The organism is Streptomyces sp. NPDC050548 (assembly GCF_044457385.1).
In the GTDB taxonomy this organism is placed as follows: domain Bacteria; phylum Actinomycetota; class Actinomycetes; order Streptomycetales; family Streptomycetaceae; genus Streptomyces.
The window spans coordinates 179,000-194,836 of sequence record NZ_JBITGV010000016.1 but is presented as its reverse complement, the minus strand read 5'-3'; the positions used below and the strand labels follow the sequence as shown (position 1 = coordinate 194,836).

The window sequence follows — 15,837 nt, the reverse complement described above, 5'->3', positions numbered from 1 at the left end:
AGCCGGTCGCGCCGGGGGGCAAGGCGCCGGCCACGGTTCCGGCACCACGGGCACGGCACCGACCAGCACTGTCATGCACACACCTTGACCAAGCTGGTCTAGACTTTTACCTTCGAGTGGTCAACTCCCTTTGGCTCACGCCCAGTTGAGACGTGCGCCCTCTTCCGCGTGCGCCGAACCGCTCGAAAGGGCCCCGACACCCCCATGACCACTCGTTCCCCCCTCCCCCGCATCGCGTTACGCGGCACCCCGGTCCTCGCCCTGCTGGCCCTGCTGCTCGGCCTCCTCACCGCGGCACCGGCAGCCGCGGCGACCGGGGCGATCACCGGCCTCGCCGGCAAGTGCCTCGACGTCGCCGGAGCCGCCTCCACCGACGGCACACCGGTCCAGCTCTACGACTGCAACGGCACCGGCGCCCAGCAGTGGACGGTCGGTACGGACAACACCGTCCGCGCGCTGGGCAAATGCCTGGACGTCACGGGCGGTTCGACCGCCGACGGCGCCAAGATCCAGCTCTGGACCTGCACCGGCGGCACGAACCAGCAGTGGACCGTCACCTCCGCCAACGACATCGTCAACCCGGCCTCGAACAAGTGCCTGGACGTCACCGGCAACAACTCCGCCAACGGCACCCGGCTCCAGATCTGGACCTGCTCGGGCGGCGCCAACCAGAAGTGGAACGCCCCCGCACAGCAGTCCGGGGAACAGTGCTGGGCCACCCACTACGGTCCCCAGCCCGCCGGTGCCCTCACGGCCAGCGGCGAGGTGTTCGACAACAACGCGGACACGGCGGCCACCTCGCTCACGCGCCAGCCCCAACTGCCTTTCGGTACGCGGGTCCAGGTCACCAATGTCGCCAACGACCGCTCCCTCACCGTACGGATCAATGACCGCGGGACGTTCGCCCAGACCCCGCAGGAACCGAAGTGCCTCGATCTGACCGACGGTGCCTTCAGCCGCCTCGGCGGCGTCCTCGACCCGGACGCCGGACACATCGTCGTCACCCAGACGGTTCTGGGCTGACGACCGCGGCACGCCCGGCTCACCAGGCCGGCCGACACAGGCCGACCGACCGCTCTCGCCCGCCTCTCAACCACAGGAGCAAAGACCCCATGGTCACCCCCCACTCCACACCAAGTCTCCGGGGACTCACGGCCCTGAGCAGACTGACCCTCGTCATGCTGCTCGCCGCGGCCCTGTCCGCCCTGTTCACCATCTCCCCCGCCCGCGCTGCGGACGGCCGGATCACCGGTCTGGCCGGCAAGTGCGTCGACGTCGCCGGGGCGAACACCGCCAACGGGACCGCCGTACAGCTCTACGACTGCAACGGCACCAGTGCCCAGACCTGGTCCAACTCCGGTGACGGAACACTGCGCGCGCTCGGCAAGTGTCTGGACGTGACCTCCGGCGGCACGGCGGACGGCACGACGGTCCAGCTCTACGACTGCAACGGCAGCGCCGCCCAGAAGTGGGCCGTCAGTTCCGCCAACGACATCGTCAACCCGCAGGCCAACAAGTGCCTGGACGTCACCGGCAACAACTCGGCCAACGGCACCCGGCTCCAGATCTGGACCTGCTCGGGCGGCGCCAACCAGAAGTGGAACGCCCCGGCGAGCGGCGGCGGCACGACCCCGTCCGGTTTCGTCGTCAGCGAGGCCCAGTTCAACCAGATGTTCCCGAGCCGGAACGGCTTCTACACGTACCAGGGCCTGACCGCCGCCCTGTCCGCGTACCCCGGCTTCGCCAACACCGGCTCGGACACGGTCAAGAAGCAGGAGGCCGCCGCCTTCCTCGCCAACGTCAGCCACGAGACCGGCGGACTGGTCTACGTCGTCGAACAGAACACCGCCAACTACCCTACGTACTGCGACTGGAGCCAGTCCTACGGCTGCCCCGCCGGACAGGCCGCCTACTACGGCCGCGGCCCCATCCAGCTGTCCTGGAACTTCAACTACAAGGCCGCGGGCGACGCGTTGGGCATCGACCTCCTCAACAACCCCTGGCTGGTGCAGAACGACTCGGCCGTCGCCTGGAAGACCGGCCTGTGGTACTGGAACACCCAGTCCGGCCCGGGCACGATGACCCCGCACAACGCCATGGTCAACGGCGCCGGCTTCGGCCAGACCATCCGCTCCATCAACGGCTCCCTGGAATGCGACGGCCGCAACCCCGCGCAGGTCCAGAGCCGCGTCGACGCCTACAACCGCTTCACCTCCATCCTCGGCGTCAGCCCCGGCAGCAACCTTTACTGCTGACGTACGTCCACTGACACACCTGGTGCGGGGGCCGGTTCAGCACCGAACCGGCCCCCGCCTCGCCATGCCCACGCGGAGGACTGCGTCGCGTCACTTTCTGTCGCGTCGTCAATGCCCCGTGCACGTACGGCAGTTGGGTCGGATATCCGCCTGGCGACCCAGCATGTGAGGATCTAGGATCCGTCTTGCGAAAATTTTGTGATGGAGGGTTTTTGAAGCTCCTTCTGCTCGGGCCGATGCATCTGCGCGTCGCACACGGCGAGCGGGATCCGGGACAGCCGCGCAGGCGGGTGATCCTGGCCGCGCTGGCGGCCGACGCCGGACGGCCCGTGGCTGTCGAAACGCTCATCGACCGGCTCTGGGACGGCGATCCGCCCAACGGCGCGCGCTCGGTGGTCTACTCCCATGTCAGCCGTCTGCGGCGGCTGTTGGACGATGCCGCGGCCGAGGAGAGCGGCACGGGGGCGCGCCGCCCGTCGATCCACATCGGGAAGGTGTCCGGCGGATACCTGCTGAAGGCGGACGACGACGCCGTCGACCTGACGCAGTTCCGCCGGCTCGTGGCCCGCGGGCGAAAGCCGGCCTGCTCCGACACGGAACGTGCGGAGTTCCTCGAACAGGCGCTGCGCCTGTGGCAGGGCCCCGCGTTGGCGGGACTGCCCGGAGCCTGGGCGGAGCGCATCCGGGCGGCCTGGGGGCAGGAGCGGATCGAGGCGGCATGCGCCTGGGCACAGGGCTCGCTGCGGCAGGGCGGTTCGGAAAGGGTGCCGGAGCTGTTGCGGCCCCTGCTGGCCGAACATCCGCTGTCCGAGCCGCTGGCCATGGCGTTGATGCGCGCGCTGGCGGCCACCGGCTCAAGTACGGACGCGCTGCACGTCTACACCAGGATCCGCGAGCAACTGGCCGACGAGCTGGGCCTGGCGCCCGGACCCGAACTGCGGTCGGTGTACGAGGAGTTGTCCGCCGTCACCCCGGCGAGGCCGCGACCGGCCGCTCCACCCGCCGCGGCTCCCGTTCCGGCCCAACTGCCCATGGACATCCGGCCCTTCACCGGACGGGACGACCAACTCTCCGCCCTGACCCGGGTCCTGCTCGACGAAGGCGGTGCCGCGGGCGACACCGAAGCGACCGTATCCGCCGTCCTGGGCACCGCGGGCGTCGGCAAGACCGCGCTCGCGGTGCACTGGGCGCACCGGTCACGGGAGGCCTTCCCCGACGGACAGCTGTACGTCGACCTCAGGGGCTATGACCCCCACCAACCGGTCTCCGCCGCCCAGGCACTGACCGGCTTCCTGACGGCTCTCGGTGTGCCCCGGCCGGAGATCCCGCTGCGTCTGGAGGACCGGGCGGCGCGCTACCGCACGGCCCTCGACGGACGTCGGCTGCTGGTGATCCTCGACAACGCCGCCTCCACCGCCCAGGTCAGGCATCTGCTGCCGGGCAACCCCCGCTGCCGGGTACTGATCACCAGCCGGGACTCGCTGAGCGGGCTCATGGCGGTGCACGGGGCACACCCCGTGGTGCTCGACGCGCTCTCCCGTTCCGATGCCCTCAAGCTGCTGCGGGCGCTGATCGGTGAGCGGATGGAGGCGGAGCGCCCCGCCGCCATGGATCTGGCGGAACAGTGCGCGCGGTTGCCGCTGGCCCTCAGGGTGGCGGCGCAGTTGGTCCTGTCCAGGCCCACCGAGACACTGGACCGCCTGGTGGCCGAACTCGCGGACCACCAGCGGCGGTTGGACCTGCTGGACCTGGGCGACGATCCCCGCGCCGCCGTCCGCGCCGTCTTCTCCTGGTCCTACGCCCGCCTCGCCGAGCTGCCCGCCCGCCTCTTCAGGCTCCTCGGACTGCACCCCGGACCCGACGTCGACGCCCACTCGGCCGCCGCACTGGCCGACGAGCCCGTGGACACCGTACGACAGGCCCTGGACGTGCTGGCCCGCGCGCACCTGCTCAACCGCAGCCCGGTCGGCCGGTACGCCATGCACGACCTGCTGCGGGCTTACGCCGCAGATCTCACCGCCCGGCACGACACACCGGCCGAACACCGGGCCGCCCTCACCCGCCTGCTCGACCACTGCCTCGCCTCGTCCGCGGCCGCGATGGACCTCCTCTACCCCGCCGAACGTCACCTGCGCCCCGTCGTCGAGCACTCCGGCACCGGACTGCCACCCCTGCGGACCGCGGATGAGGCACGCGCCTGGCTGACCGCCACGCAACCCACCCTCGTGGCACTGTGCTCGCGTACCGAGGAGCCGGGCCCGTCCGAACACACGGTGCTCATCGCCACCACGTTGCACCGCCACTACGAGCGCTCGGGGCACTACACGGACGCCCTCACCATCCACACCCACGCGCTACGGGCCGCCCGGTCGGCGGGCGACACGCGCGGCGAAGTGGACGTCCTCGCCTGCCTGGGCGCCGTCCACCGACGGCTCGGCGACTACGACAGCGCGCGCCGACTCCACGACACCGCTCTCGCCCTGTGCCGCAAGACCGACCATCCGGCCGGCGAAGCACGGCACCTGACGAACCTGGGCGTCCTGCTCGAATTGCGCGGACGCTACCGGGAGGCGGCGGAACACCACGAGCAGGCGGTGGCACTCTTCCGCTCGGCCGGCGACGCCCACGGCGAAGCGGACGTCCTCAACAACCTCGGCATCGTGCTGGAGTTGCTGGAGGACTTCACGGCATCGGCCGAACGCTACGAGCAGGCCCTTGAGTTGTACCGGGCCGCGCACCACCCCTTCGGGGAAGCCAGCGCTCTCGGCAACCTCGGCATCCTCACGGCGCGACAGGGCAACCACACGGCGGCAGCAGGCTGCTTCGAGCGGGCACTGACACTGTTCCGGCGGCTGACCAACCCCGCCGGAACCGGACACGCGCTGTCCAACCTGGGCAACGCACTCAGCGCTCTGGGCCGCCACCAAGAAGCGGCCGAACACCAGCGAGAAGCCCTGAGAACGTTCCGCGACATCGGCGAGCGCTACGGCGAGACCGGCGCCCTCAACGGCCTGGGCGAAGCCCTCAACGGTCTCGGTCAGGCCACCGAGGCGCTCGAAGCGCACGCCCAGGCGCTGGAAGTCGCCCTGGAGATCGAGGAACAGGAAGAACAGGCCCGCGCCCACCTCGGAACCGCCGCCGTCCTCCGGGACAACGATCGACCGGAGAAGGTCGCCGACCATCTGTCCAAGGCCCTCGACCTCTACACCGCGCTCAACTCCCCACGCGCCCAGGACATCCGCAAGATGCTCGACGTGCGGTGACCCGGCGACCATGCCGGACCACCGCATGCACGAGCCTGCTGCTGACGAAAGGGTTCACAGCTTGACGGCGGCGGAGCAGTTCCCGATCCCCGTCCGGCAGATACGGACGGACCACAACGTGCGTGCTCCCGTCACGTACTGGTCGGCGGACGTACAGACCATGTCGCCGTACCACTGCCAGCTGGCGCTGTCCGTCTCCTTCACCTGGAAGCGCGCGCAGTGGCCGTCGGTGAGCGGGTCATGGGCGTGGAGCGACCAGTCCCCGTTCCCGACATAGGTGACGGAACCCGCGGCGCCGGTCGTGCTCAGGTTGTAGGTCAGCGCCTGGGCGGGAACAGCCGAGAAACCGATGAGGGCGGCGGAGGCCGATACGGCGACCACGGCCAGCCTTTTCGGCAGCGAAGCCCGCGTTCTGAATTTCACCGTGCATCTCCTTCACTCGGTACGTCGCTCCGACTCTCGGACAACCGCTCGACGATCAACTCGACGGCCACGTCTCGAACAGATCGCTGCACTTCGCGGGGGTGGACCGGATCCGGATGGCTGTCACCGTGACGGTCGCGTCGTTGTACAGGGTGGTGTTCGGATCCAGGCAGATCGCGATACTCGTGGTGCCCACGCGCAGAAGGACCGTGTCGTCGTTGCGCGAGTTGTAGACCACATCGGCCCCTTTGCTCTTGGAACCGAGCGTCTGGTTGTAGTCCGCGTCCTGGTACGCGGCCGTGGGAGTGCCGGCGGTGAACTGGGCTTCCGTCAGGTAGAAGCAGACCCGCGGATAGACACATCCGTGCACGGTCGCCTCGGCAGCCGCCGGCTGGGCACTGGCCACCACCGCGCTCACGGCCGCGAACGCCGCCCACCCCGCCACTGTCTTCTTCATGATCATGCTGGCTCCCTCCGTCATGCTGAACATTCCGATGCCGATTCCGCTGAAGCAGGCACCACCCCAGGCACGCCGTACCGCCTGCCGTTCCCTCGGCGGCAGGCGATACCGCACCTAGCAGGTGGCCCGGTGGATGGTGACGGTGTTCAGGCTGGAGAACTTGTACCAGCCCGCGCCCCGGGTCAGATTCAGACCGTCGATGTCGAACGCGAAGGTGCAGCCGGTCGGCACCTCGAAGGCGTCGACGTCGACGCTGCCGCCGCCGATGTGATGGCCCGCGGCAACGGACTTGATGTCCTTCGGGCAGGTCGAGCCGATGTTGCCGGTGTCCGCGGTGCAGGTCCAGTTCAAGGAGACACGGACCGTTCGGTTCGAGTTGTTCTGCACCTCACCGCAGGGGGTGGGCGGGAAACTGCTGCATCCTCCGAGCGCCACTTGGGGAGCGTTGGGTGCCGCGGGAGCGGCGGTGGCGACTCCGGCGGCGCCGACAGCGAGGAACAGCGTGCTCATCCCGAGAGCGACGGCCGATCTGTTGAGCATTCTCACGCAAGTACCTTTCCGTACGACCTGAACCTGTCGTGCGCTCTCGATGGTGGCGGGGTCGCCTTGCGAAAACCTTGCGGCCCGTTCGGCGGGCTGAGGATCCGGGGCGGTGTCCTCGCGGTCGGCGACGGCCCGTCACTGTTGTCGCCAGCGGCGGGTGAGGAGGTTCAGTTCGTCCAGGAGGGTCGCGTCGTGCACGAGGGGCCGCAGCCAGTCGACATCGGTGGGGCGCAGGCGCTGCAGTCCGTCACGGGTGAGTGTCTTCAGCAACGGCTCGGCGCGTCGGGCGAGCCAGTCGTCGGCGCCGAGGTCGCGGGCCAGGCGGAGCAGGCCGACCACGGCCTGGGGCGGTCTGGGGTGGGGGATGCGCTCCAGCAGGGTGCTGCCTTCGGTGAGCACGGCCCGGCCCGGTGGGTGGTCGGCGGCGCGCCACACGGTGCTGGTCCGGGCCTCGGTGAACAGGCAGAGCAGCCGGGTCAGTGGGTCGCCGCCGACATCGAGGGCGGGTGCGTCGGGGCCGAAGCGGCGTGCGATCCGGGCCAGTTGGTCGTGCGGGACGTCCGGACGTCCGACGAGGTCGTCGACACACTGGGCGAGGACCAGCCAGGTCGGGGCGGACAGGCCGCCCGCGCTGGTGAACTTGATGGTGGTCAGCTGGTCGAGGATGTCGACGACGGTGGCCGCGGGCAGGTCGGCGGCGGCGTGGAGAAGGTGGCGTCCCAGGACGTCCGCGGCCACCAGGCGCTCGTCGCCGGACAGGCTCCGCAGCATCAGGAGGAGTTCGGCGTAGGGGGCGCCGGGCGGCCAGGCATCGTCGGTGGGCCGGTACAGCAGGGAGATCAGCGCGTGGGCGAGGGAGAGGCCGCGGGTGCGGTCGACCCCGTGGTAGGTCTCCAGGGCGGCGGGCATCCGGTGCAGGACCGGTGCCACGGCGTGCAGCACGTGCTGGGCGCCGAGGTCGTGGGCGAAGGCCGCCGGCCGGTACAGGTCGGCCGGGGCGGCGCCGTCGAGATGCTGGAAGGTCTGTGCCGTGCTGTCGTCCGGGGTGGCGAGGTTGACCGTCCAGGCGAGTTCTTGTTCGGGCCGATGGGTGGACAGGGCCACACGCAGGTCTCCGTGGCCGGTGGCGGGATCGGTGAAGGGCTCCGCGGTCAGGGTGCGGGTGAGGGCGTTCCAGGATCCCTCGCTCAACTGCGAGCGCCACAGCAGGGTGTGGCGGCGCCACCGGTCGACCGTGTTGCGGCTGCCCAGGAGGGTGGAGGCGCGGAGGGTGGAGTCGGCGAGGACCGCCAGCAGGAGCAGGTTGGCGCTGTAGACGGCGTCCTGCCGGGTGCGGTGGGTGGGTGCGGGGCGGTACGGCACCTGGGTGCGGTGGTGGGTGTCGCCGGGCGTCTGGTCGAAGAGGCCGGTCAGCAGCGTGGTCAGGTGCGCGCGCTCCGCCTGGGTGAGGCGGGTGAGTTGTTCGCCGGTGTTGCGTAGGACTTCGGCCCGGTCGGTGAGCGGGACGTGGGAGAGCAGTGCGTACAGTCGGCTGTCGTCGACGGGGCGGTCGTGGTCCGGGCCGGTGGTGGCCAGGAGTTGGCGGAGTTCGCCGGTGACGAGGCGGGTCAGCAGGTATTCGCCGAAGGTGGCGTGCAGGAATTCGTAGGCCTGGCGTGCGTGGCCGGTGACGATGGCCTGGGCTTCGTGGATGAAGAAGAAACGGCCGAACAGCAGCGGCATCGCGTCGGCGGGCGCGGTGTCGAGCAGGGCGGCCAGGTCGTTCTCGGCGTCGGCTGCGGTGATGCCCTGCCGGTGGCGGTTGAACATGCCGATCGCGATGACGGACAGGCGCTGCAGTTCGTGGGCGACGCGGTCGGCCTCGGTGCCGGGCGGCAGGGCGTTGTGTTTGGTCACCTGGCGGCGGACGAACTCGGTCAGCAGCCGCTCGTACAGGCCCAGTCGTTGGATGTCCTCACCGTGCAGGAGATGCAGGGCGTTGCCCGAGGCGTCGTAGAGAGCGAGCATGAGCAGCAGCAGCGGCTGGCCGGCGAGTTCCTCGTGCCGGCGCACCACGTCCCAGGTGAGGGGCCGCAGGGCGTGGGTGGAGAAGTAGCGGCGGTTGGTGGTGTTCCAGACCTGGAGCCAGCCGCGGATGCGGTCCGCGTCGAAGGGTTCCAGGCGGATGACGGTGCTGGGATGCGGGGTCAGGGCCTGGTCGGCGACCACGGTGCGGCTGGTGACGGTCACGATGGTGGGGCGGGCGTGGTCGGCCTCCCGCTGCTGGAACTGCTGCACGCTCTGCAGATAGGCGAAGTGGTGTGCGGGATCCATGTGGTCGGCCGCGGCCTGGAGCAGTTCGTCGAAGCCGTCCAGGAGGACGACTCTGACGACCTCCGCGTCCGGGTCGGTGACGTCGGGCCAGGGCGTGCGGCGGCCGGTGGAGCGCAGCACGGCCTCCTCAAGCTGTTCCTGGACGCCCATGTCCCCGGGCAGATGGCGCAGTTCGACGCGCTGGCAGAAGAACTCCGCGGCGGGCAGCCGGGCGGCGATCAGCTTGGTCAGCAGCGACTTGCCGGACCCGGGATGGCCCAGGATCAGCAGCGGGGCACGGGTGGCGTCCTCGGTGAGCAGATGGGCTGCGAGGAAGTCCTCCAGGTCGTCCCACAGCGGCTGGGCCCGCCACCAGTCGTCGCGGGCCAGGGCGCGGTCACCCGAGCGGCCGGCCACGCGAAAGGCCGGGTCGATGTAGCCGGTCTCCAGGTCGGGGATGCGCGGGCCAGACTCCTCGACCTGGGCCAGCGGAGCACGGAGTTGCTGCTGGTGCGCCGGGGCAGGGGCGCCGTCGTCCCGGGCGAAGGCGTCCAACAGCCGGGACAACCCGGCAAGACCACGGCGGGACGAGGCGGCCGCTGCCACTGTCCCGGACGGGTCCAGGGCTTCGGGCGGGTCCTGCGTCTCGGAGGTCAGGCGCAGCTCGGGGCATTCCCAGGTCACGTGGGTCAGCAGGGCTTCGTAGCGGCGCCAGGCGCGGTACGCGAGCTTGTCCGGCCGTTGGCCGCCCACGCCGCTCTCGTCGCATACGGTGTCGGCCGCGTAGGCGTAGGCCGAGGTGATTTCGGCACGCAGCTCGGCGGGGTGCCTCACCCGTTGCGATCCCAGGGTGACGCGTTCCAGTTCGGCCACCACGTCGCCGGCGAGATCGGACTGCTCGTGTCCGAGTTCGGTCGTGTAGCGGATGCCGGAGGCGCCCACGGTCTCGCAGAACGCCGTCACCAGGACGACCAGATCGGCCGCGCGCAGCAGGGCGGTTCGGGTGGTGCCGCAACTGGCTCCTACCCGGTCGGCGAATCCTTCCAGCACGGCGTTCAGGTCGGTGACGACTGCACCCTGCAGCTTCAGTGGCTCCAGTAGTTCCGCGGCCAGCCGGTCGAAGCCCGCCCTTTCTCCGATGAGGACGTCCACGGCACCGACGAAGTCGTCGGGCACCTCGGGGACGGTCCGGGCGGGTGGCGGTGCGGGCGGTTCGGCGGCGCGTGGCCGCGGTGGCTCCCGGTCGGCGTCGGTCTCCGCCTCGCGGTGGCGGCGGCGCCAGTAGGCCAGGTCCGGGTCGAGCCCGAACGGGCGGGCGGCTGTTGCCCGTTGCTGGCAGTACTCCACGATGCGGGCGACCTCGTCCCAGGGAGGCAGGGTGGTGCGATGCCCGTTGAGCAGCATGGAGATGGAGGCGTTGCTGCGGTTCACGGCGCGCGCGAGGTCGCTCTGCTGGATGCCGTGCTCTCGTACCAGGCGTCCGAGTAATTTGCAGAAGACCGCTACCGGCCCCGAGGTCTCCTCCGCGCTCACGCCCCCACCCCCGCCGTTCACGCTGAATCAGTGTGATCTCTGGCAGCGTAGGCAGTGGCCTGCGTCAACTCCCGTCTGCTTTGGGACTTTTCAGCGAATCGCCGACCCGGGTCCGCCGTCCGCCACGGTCGATGCGAGACACCCCCGCTTTCCTTGAGGAGTGCGCATGTCCTGGTTCACCGCCCCCGTACCGGCTCTCGTGCCGGCCGCCCTGGTGTTCTCCGTGTTCGCGGGAGTCGTGCTGCCCGCGGTGTGGTCCACCCGGCCCGCACGCCGGAGGGCGGCCTCCGCAGTCCTCGCCCAGCTCCTTCGAGCGGGACGTGCCCGGGCGGGAAGCCCCCGCTGCTGCGGAACCCGCCGTTGCGGTGGCCCGGGCGACCGCGCGTTCACCGCATCGGGTCGATCGGAGTGAACCTCCCCACCGCCGACTCGATCGCCTTCGCGGCCTGGAGCAGGACGCGTTCCTGGAGCTTGCCGCCCAGGAGTTGGACCCTGGTCGGGAGGCCGTCGACGACGCCGGTCGGGACCGCGACCGCGGGGAGGCCCAGGACCGGATGGCAGACCGGCCGCCGGGCCCCGAGCCGGTCCGCGGTGAGCACGGCCTCCGTCAACTCCCAACCGGCGTAGGTGGAGAGGGCGTGGTGAACGAGCCGTCGTTCGGGCCCTGCCCGACGGGCTCCGACACCTTGAGCCCGCTGGAACCGAGAAACGCGTACTCCATGTCCGTCCCTCTTCTTCGTCGGTCCCCCTCTCCTCTCGCGCAGCGGCACGGGGATGGGTACGACCCCGACGTTAGGCGGCTCGGCCGTGGGGAACAGCAGGTGAGTTCCACGGGGTGGTACCAAAGTCGCGGTCGACTGATCGCTGCGGGGTCCGCTGTCAGCCGGCCGCCTGTGCCGCCGAGACCGCCGTGCGGGCCGCGCTTTCGACCGCCGCGATGCCGCCCGCCATCGAGGCGTTGCCGTTGGAGAGGACCGCGACGAGGTAGTGGTGTGTTCCCGAGGTGACCTCTCCGACGCTGTTGATGTCCCACAGGCCGGTGGTGCTGCGCTGCAGCCAGCCGTTCTTGAGCGCCCACCCGGCGTCGGAGGCCGCCGAGACGCCCCATGACTGTCCGGCGGAGATGCGGGTCATCAGGGTACGGATGTAGTTCTGGGACGTCGTGGTCAGTGCGGACGCGCTTGCGTCGTCGGCGAAGGCCGCGTGCAGCAGGCGGATCTGGTCGGTCGCCGTGGTCTGCGTGAGTCCCCACTTGCCGCCGGATCCGCCCACGGTCGAGGACAGGCCGAGGCGCTTGTTCGCCGTCTCCAGGCCGGTGGCCTGGCCTGTCTGCCGCCAGAGTGCGGTCGCCGCGTCGTTGTCGCTGCGTTCGATCATCGCCTCGGCCCGGCTCTGCTCCTGCTGGGTGAGGCCACGTCCGGCGTCCTGCGCCTGGAGGAGCAGCGTGGCGAGGATGTCGACCTTGATGATGCTGGCCGTGTCGTAGGGGACGTCCTTGCCGCGCACCTGCGGACTCCGGTCGGGGTGGTCCAGGTTCAGTACGGCGGTCGTCAGGCGTGCCTGGCTCGGCGGGGTCGTCGCCGGCGTCCGCGTGCTGACGGCTGCCGCGGCGGGACCGGCCGCGCCGGCCGCGAGAAGGGCGGCCACGGCTCCGGTGAGGAGTACCGCCCGCCTGCCGCGTCGGGCGGGCGTGCTCGCGGTCGGCGTGGTCGGGCGGGAATTCGGTCGGTACGACATGGGGCCTCGGCGGTTCGGGGGCACAGAGCTGCGAACGTAGACGAGGCGGCGGTTCCGCGACGTGACCAGTGCCACGAAAAAGCACTATGGGTAGCATTTGTGAGGATAACCACTGCTCCCGCGCCGCCCGGGGGCGGGCAGCGGTCCGGGTCACGGAATGTGCACGGACCGGCACTCGGCTCCTCCGGAGAGATGAACTGGCTTACGCGGCCGGGCCGTTGGGACGTAGGTTGAGCGGCGGACACCGCACACCTCGGCTGAAGGACGAACGCTACCCATGCCAGACCAAGCAATGACCCCCGGACCGGCCGCACAGCAGAAGATCGACACATCGGTGCCGCACTCGGCCCGGATCTGGAACTACTGGCTGGGCGGCAAGGACAACTACCCCGTGGACGAGGAGGCCGGCGACGCGTACACGGCCGTCTTCCCCGGCATCGTGACCATCGCCCGCAGCAGCCGCGCGTTCCTGCGCCGCAACATCACATACCTGGTCTCCGAGGCGGGCATCCGCCAGTTCCTGGACGTCGGCACCGGCCTGCCGACCGCTGACAACACCCATCAGGTCGCCCAGCGGATCGCCCCCGAGGCCCGGATCGTCTACGTCGACAACGACCCGATGGTCCTCGCGCACGCCCACGCTCTGCTCTACTCCACGCCGGAGGGGGTGACCGCCTACGTGGACGCCAATGTGACGGACCCGGACCGCATCCTGGCGGAGGCCGCCAAGACGCTGGACCTCAGCCGGCCCACCGCGCTCATCCTCAGCAACATCCTGGGCCACGTCGCCACCCACGACCAGGCGCTCTCCATCGTCACCCGCCTGATGGAAGCGCTGCCTTCCGGCAGTTACCTCTCCATCAACGACGGTTCGCGGGGCATCGACCCGGTCTTCGAGCAGGCTCAGGACGCCTACAACGAGAGCGGCGCCGTCCCCTACAACCTGCGCACCGTCGACGAGATCACCGCCTACTTCGAAGGCCTGGAACTGGTGGACCCCGGTGTGGTCTCGGTTCCCCTCTGGCGTCCGGAAACCGCCACCCCGGCTCCGGAACAGATCGGCGAGCACGGCGGCCTCGCCCGGAAGCCGTGACACCCCGAGCCTGACTCCGAAGCTCCGACAGATCGATGCCGGCGGGGGCGCCGGGACCCGGTTCGCGCCGGGCCGGTGCCCCCGGCGCTTCGGAGGGTTCGGCAGAGGCCGGTGTCCCGAGCCGATCGGTCAGGTCAGGTCGAGGTGCGGTTCGAAGGCCCGCAGCAGGAGTGAGCGCATGCGGTCCGGCCGCATCTCGGTCGAGCCGGCGAGGATCTGCATCGCCAGGCCGTCGACCATCGCGGTGAACCGGTCGGCGAGGGCCTCGATGTCCGCGGCCCCGACCGGCCCTCGCCCGCGCTGGCCGCGCTGTCCCTGCTCTCCGTGGTGCTCGGTCTGTGCGCCCGCTTCACGGCGGCCCCCGGCATCGCGGTGCTGTGCCGGCTCTTCCTCAACGGCTTCGCCATTCCGCCCGCAGGCACCCTCACCTGGGCCGGACACCGCGACACGTTCTGGCTCGGCTGCCTGTTCGCCGCCGCCCTGCTGGGCACGGCTCTGGCCCGCCTCCTCCACGCCCGTGCCGCCTACCGCCGGGTCACCACCGGCGTCGTCGGCACGACGGACACCTGATCATGAACGGCATGGCCGCCCATCGGGCAATACCATCGCCCGGCCGCCCACGGCGGCCTCCGCGGGCCGGCCACTCGGTCGGGTGACGGCCGACGGCATCACCGCTGCTTGGCGGACCGAAAAGTGCCGTTTCCGGGCTTCATGGCCAGATCCCTCTTATCGTGGAGCGACACAGTGACCATCGGCGTCGAAGCGGGCAGACCATGCAGGATCCGGATCCGGAGATCGACTACGCGGCGGTCTTCCGCGACCTGCCCGGGATGGTGGCCCTGCTCACCCCCGAGCTCGTCTACCTCGACGCCAACGAGGACTTCCAGCGCCTGTCGGGACGCAAGCGCGAGGAACTGGTCGGCCGGTACATCTTCGACGTCTTCCCCGAGAACCCCAAGGACCCGGCGGCGGCAGGCATGCGCGAGACCCGGGAGTCGATGCTCCGCGCGGTGACCACCGGGGAGCGCGACACCATGGCACTCCTCCGCTACGACATCGAGGATCCCCCGCTCTCCGGCCGCTGGGTGGAGCACTTCTGGAGCCCGGTCAACGCGCCCGTCCGCGGCCCGGACGGTGAAGTGATGCTGATCGTGCACCGGGTCGAGGAGGTCACCGAGTTCGTCCGGGGCTTCGGCGACCGGTCCGACGACAGCCGGGCCCGGGTGCTGGAGGCCGAGCTGTACACCCGGGCACGTGAGCTGCAGCAGGTCAACGAGCGGCTTCGCACGGCCCACGCCCACGAGCGCGAGGTGGCCCTCACCCTGCAGGCGGCGATGCTGCCCCCGCCTCGACCCGTCGGCCATCACCGGGCGGCCGTCCGCTACCAGCCCGCCGTGGGCGCGCTGAACGTCTGCGGGGACTGGTACGACCTGGTCGACCTGCCCGACGGCGGGATGGCGGTCGCCGTCGGTGACGTGGTCGGACACGGTCTCGCGGCGGCCTGCGCCATGGGCCAGCTGCGCAGCGCCCTGAGCGCGGCCTGCCGGGTCGCCGACGGGCCGGGCGCCGCTCTTGAGGCGCTCGGTCTCTACTCCCGTTTCGTCGAGGGCGCCGAGTCGGCCACCGCGGTCACGACGTACATCGACTGGGACGACCACACCATCACCTACAGCTGCGCGGGCCACCCGCCGCCGGCCCTGCTCGACCCCGACGGCACGGTCACCTTCCTCGACCAGGCCACCGACCCGCCCCTGGGCGCCATGCCCGAGCATGTCGGCCGGGTGCAGACGAGTGTCCCCTTCGCCGAGGGCGCCACCCTCGTGCTGTACACCGACGGGCTGATCGAGCGTCGTACGGAGGACATCGACCGCGGTCTGGCCCGCCTCGCCGGCTCCCTCGCCCACCACCGGCACGCGGAGCCCGAGTCCATGGCCGACGCCCTGCTCGCCGATCTGCTCCCCGCCGAGGGCAACACCGACGACACGGCCCTGATCGTCCTGCGTCTTTGACGGCGCGTCCGTTCCGGGCCGGGGCCCTGCGTTTGGCCTGAACTCGCGGCCCGGCGAACCACCCGCCGGACCTGCGCGAGGACGTGGAACGAGCATGGCCGCGCGCCTCGTTCACCGGTTCCGCAGATGTCTCGTCTCAGCCCGTCCACAGCTTCCCCGGCCGATTGTCAGTGATCGCCGCTAACGTTCCACTTGTCGTCGCACAGATGTCGGGACGTCCCGGCTGAAC

Annotated in this window: 12 protein-coding genes and 1 pseudogene; 6 read left to right on the top strand and 7 right to left on the bottom strand. The window is 70.5% G+C overall.

The genetic code is table 11. The annotated features are described in order from the left end of the window. Positions 1 to 204: 204 nt before the first annotated feature. The 3 genes from ACIBJH_RS36080 to ACIBJH_RS36070 all read left to right on the top strand — a co-directional run bounded on the left by ACIBJH_RS36080 (position 205) and on the right by ACIBJH_RS36070 (position 5,518). Positions 205 to 1,023, top strand: coding sequence for a lectin (locus ACIBJH_RS36080; RefSeq protein WP_399121166.1), 819 nt, complete (start codon positions 205 to 207; stop codon positions 1,021 to 1,023). A gap of 155 nt (positions 1,024 to 1,178) precedes the next feature. After that, a complete protein-coding gene (locus ACIBJH_RS36075; RefSeq protein ID WP_399121235.1) occupies positions 1,179 to 2,255 on the top strand; it encodes a glycoside hydrolase family 19 protein in 1,077 nt (358 codons plus the stop codon). Between the two features lie 212 nt (positions 2,256 to 2,467). Then, the gene (locus ACIBJH_RS36070; protein WP_399121165.1) at positions 2,468 to 5,518 is read left to right on the top strand and encodes an AfsR/SARP family transcriptional regulator; all 3,051 of its coding nucleotides are present in this window, start codon (positions 2,468 to 2,470) and stop codon (positions 5,516 to 5,518) included. Between the two features lie 54 nt (positions 5,519 to 5,572). Here ACIBJH_RS36070 and ACIBJH_RS36065 read toward each other — a convergent pair whose 3' ends face one another. From ACIBJH_RS36065 to ACIBJH_RS36040, 6 genes are all read right to left on the bottom strand, one after another. Beyond that, a complete protein-coding gene (locus ACIBJH_RS36065; protein ID WP_399121164.1) occupies positions 5,573 to 5,941 on the bottom strand; it encodes a hypothetical protein in 369 nt (122 codons plus the stop codon). A gap of 55 nt (positions 5,942 to 5,996) precedes the next feature. Beyond that, a complete protein-coding gene (locus ACIBJH_RS36060; RefSeq protein WP_399121163.1) occupies positions 5,997 to 6,398 on the bottom strand; it encodes a hypothetical protein in 402 nt (133 codons plus the stop codon). Between the two features lie 117 nt (positions 6,399 to 6,515). Next, the gene (locus ACIBJH_RS36055; RefSeq protein WP_399121162.1) at positions 6,516 to 6,941 is read right to left on the bottom strand and encodes a hypothetical protein; all 426 of its coding nucleotides are present in this window, start codon (positions 6,939 to 6,941) and stop codon (positions 6,516 to 6,518) included. A gap of 138 nt (positions 6,942 to 7,079) precedes the next feature. Continuing rightward, positions 7,080 to 10,769 (bottom strand): NACHT domain-containing protein, encoded by a 3,690-nt coding sequence (locus ACIBJH_RS36050; RefSeq protein WP_399121161.1) that lies wholly within the window; start codon positions 10,767 to 10,769, stop codon positions 7,080 to 7,082. A 386-nt stretch (positions 10,770 to 11,155) separates the two neighbouring features. Further along, the gene (locus ACIBJH_RS36045) at positions 11,156 to 11,368 is read right to left on the bottom strand and encodes a hypothetical protein (protein ID WP_399121160.1); all 213 of its coding nucleotides are present in this window, start codon (positions 11,366 to 11,368) and stop codon (positions 11,156 to 11,158) included. Positions 11,369 to 11,648: 280 nt separating this feature from the next. Beyond that, positions 11,649 to 12,506 carry a serine hydrolase gene (locus tag ACIBJH_RS36040; RefSeq protein WP_399121159.1) on the bottom strand — a complete coding sequence of 286 codons (858 nt, stop codon included), beginning with the start codon at positions 12,504 to 12,506 and terminating at the stop codon, positions 11,649 to 11,651. A gap of 277 nt (positions 12,507 to 12,783) precedes the next feature. Here ACIBJH_RS36040 and ACIBJH_RS36035 point away from each other — a divergent pair, with 277 nt between their 5' ends. Continuing rightward, positions 12,784 to 13,599: an SAM-dependent methyltransferase gene (locus tag ACIBJH_RS36035; RefSeq protein ID WP_399121158.1), complete on the top strand. Its 816-nt coding sequence runs from the start codon at positions 12,784 to 12,786 to the stop codon at positions 13,597 to 13,599. 129 nt (positions 13,600 to 13,728) lie between these two features. Here ACIBJH_RS36035 and ACIBJH_RS36030 read toward each other — a convergent pair whose 3' ends face one another. Beyond that, positions 13,729 to 13,869 carry a TetR family transcriptional regulator C-terminal domain-containing protein gene (locus ACIBJH_RS36030; protein ID WP_399121234.1) on the bottom strand — a complete coding sequence of 47 codons (141 nt, stop codon included), beginning with the start codon at positions 13,867 to 13,869 and terminating at the stop codon, positions 13,729 to 13,731. A gap of 6 nt (positions 13,870 to 13,875) precedes the next feature. On the opposite strand from ACIBJH_RS36030, the pseudogene ACIBJH_RS36025 reads away from it, so the two are divergent. Next, a pseudogene (locus ACIBJH_RS36025) lies at positions 13,876 to 14,169 on the top strand (hypothetical protein); the annotation flags it as partial. Positions 14,170 to 14,372: 203 nt separating this feature from the next. Further along, entirely contained in the window at positions 14,373 to 15,608 is a 1,236-nt protein-coding gene (locus ACIBJH_RS36020; RefSeq protein ID WP_399121157.1) for a PP2C family protein-serine/threonine phosphatase, read from the top strand. The last annotated feature ends 229 nt before the right edge of the window (positions 15,609 to 15,837 follow it).

What these genes read in the sequence shown, in the direction of transcription:
- ACIBJH_RS36080 (WP_399121166.1), top strand. Translation starts at nt 205, where the DNA reads ATGACCACTCGTTCCCCCCTCCCCCGCATCGCGTTACGCGGCACCCCG.
- ACIBJH_RS36075 (WP_399121235.1), top strand. Translation starts at nt 1,179, where the DNA reads ATGCTGCTCGCCGCGGCCCTGTCCGCCCTGTTCACCATCTCCCCCGCC.
- ACIBJH_RS36060 (WP_399121163.1), bottom strand. Translation starts at nt 6,398, where the DNA reads ATGAAGAAGACAGTGGCGGGGTGGGCGGCGTTCGCGGCCGTGAGCGCG.
- ACIBJH_RS36055 (WP_399121162.1), bottom strand. Translation starts at nt 6,941, where the DNA reads ATGCTCAACAGATCGGCCGTCGCTCTCGGGATGAGCACGCTGTTCCTC.
- ACIBJH_RS36040 (WP_399121159.1), bottom strand. Translation starts at nt 12,506, where the DNA reads ATGTCGTACCGACCGAATTCCCGCCCGACCACGCCGACCGCGAGCACG.
- ACIBJH_RS36035 (WP_399121158.1), top strand. Translation starts at nt 12,784, where the DNA reads ATGCCAGACCAAGCAATGACCCCCGGACCGGCCGCACAGCAGAAGATC.
- ACIBJH_RS36020 (WP_399121157.1), top strand. Translation starts at nt 14,373, where the DNA reads ATGCAGGATCCGGATCCGGAGATCGACTACGCGGCGGTCTTCCGCGAC.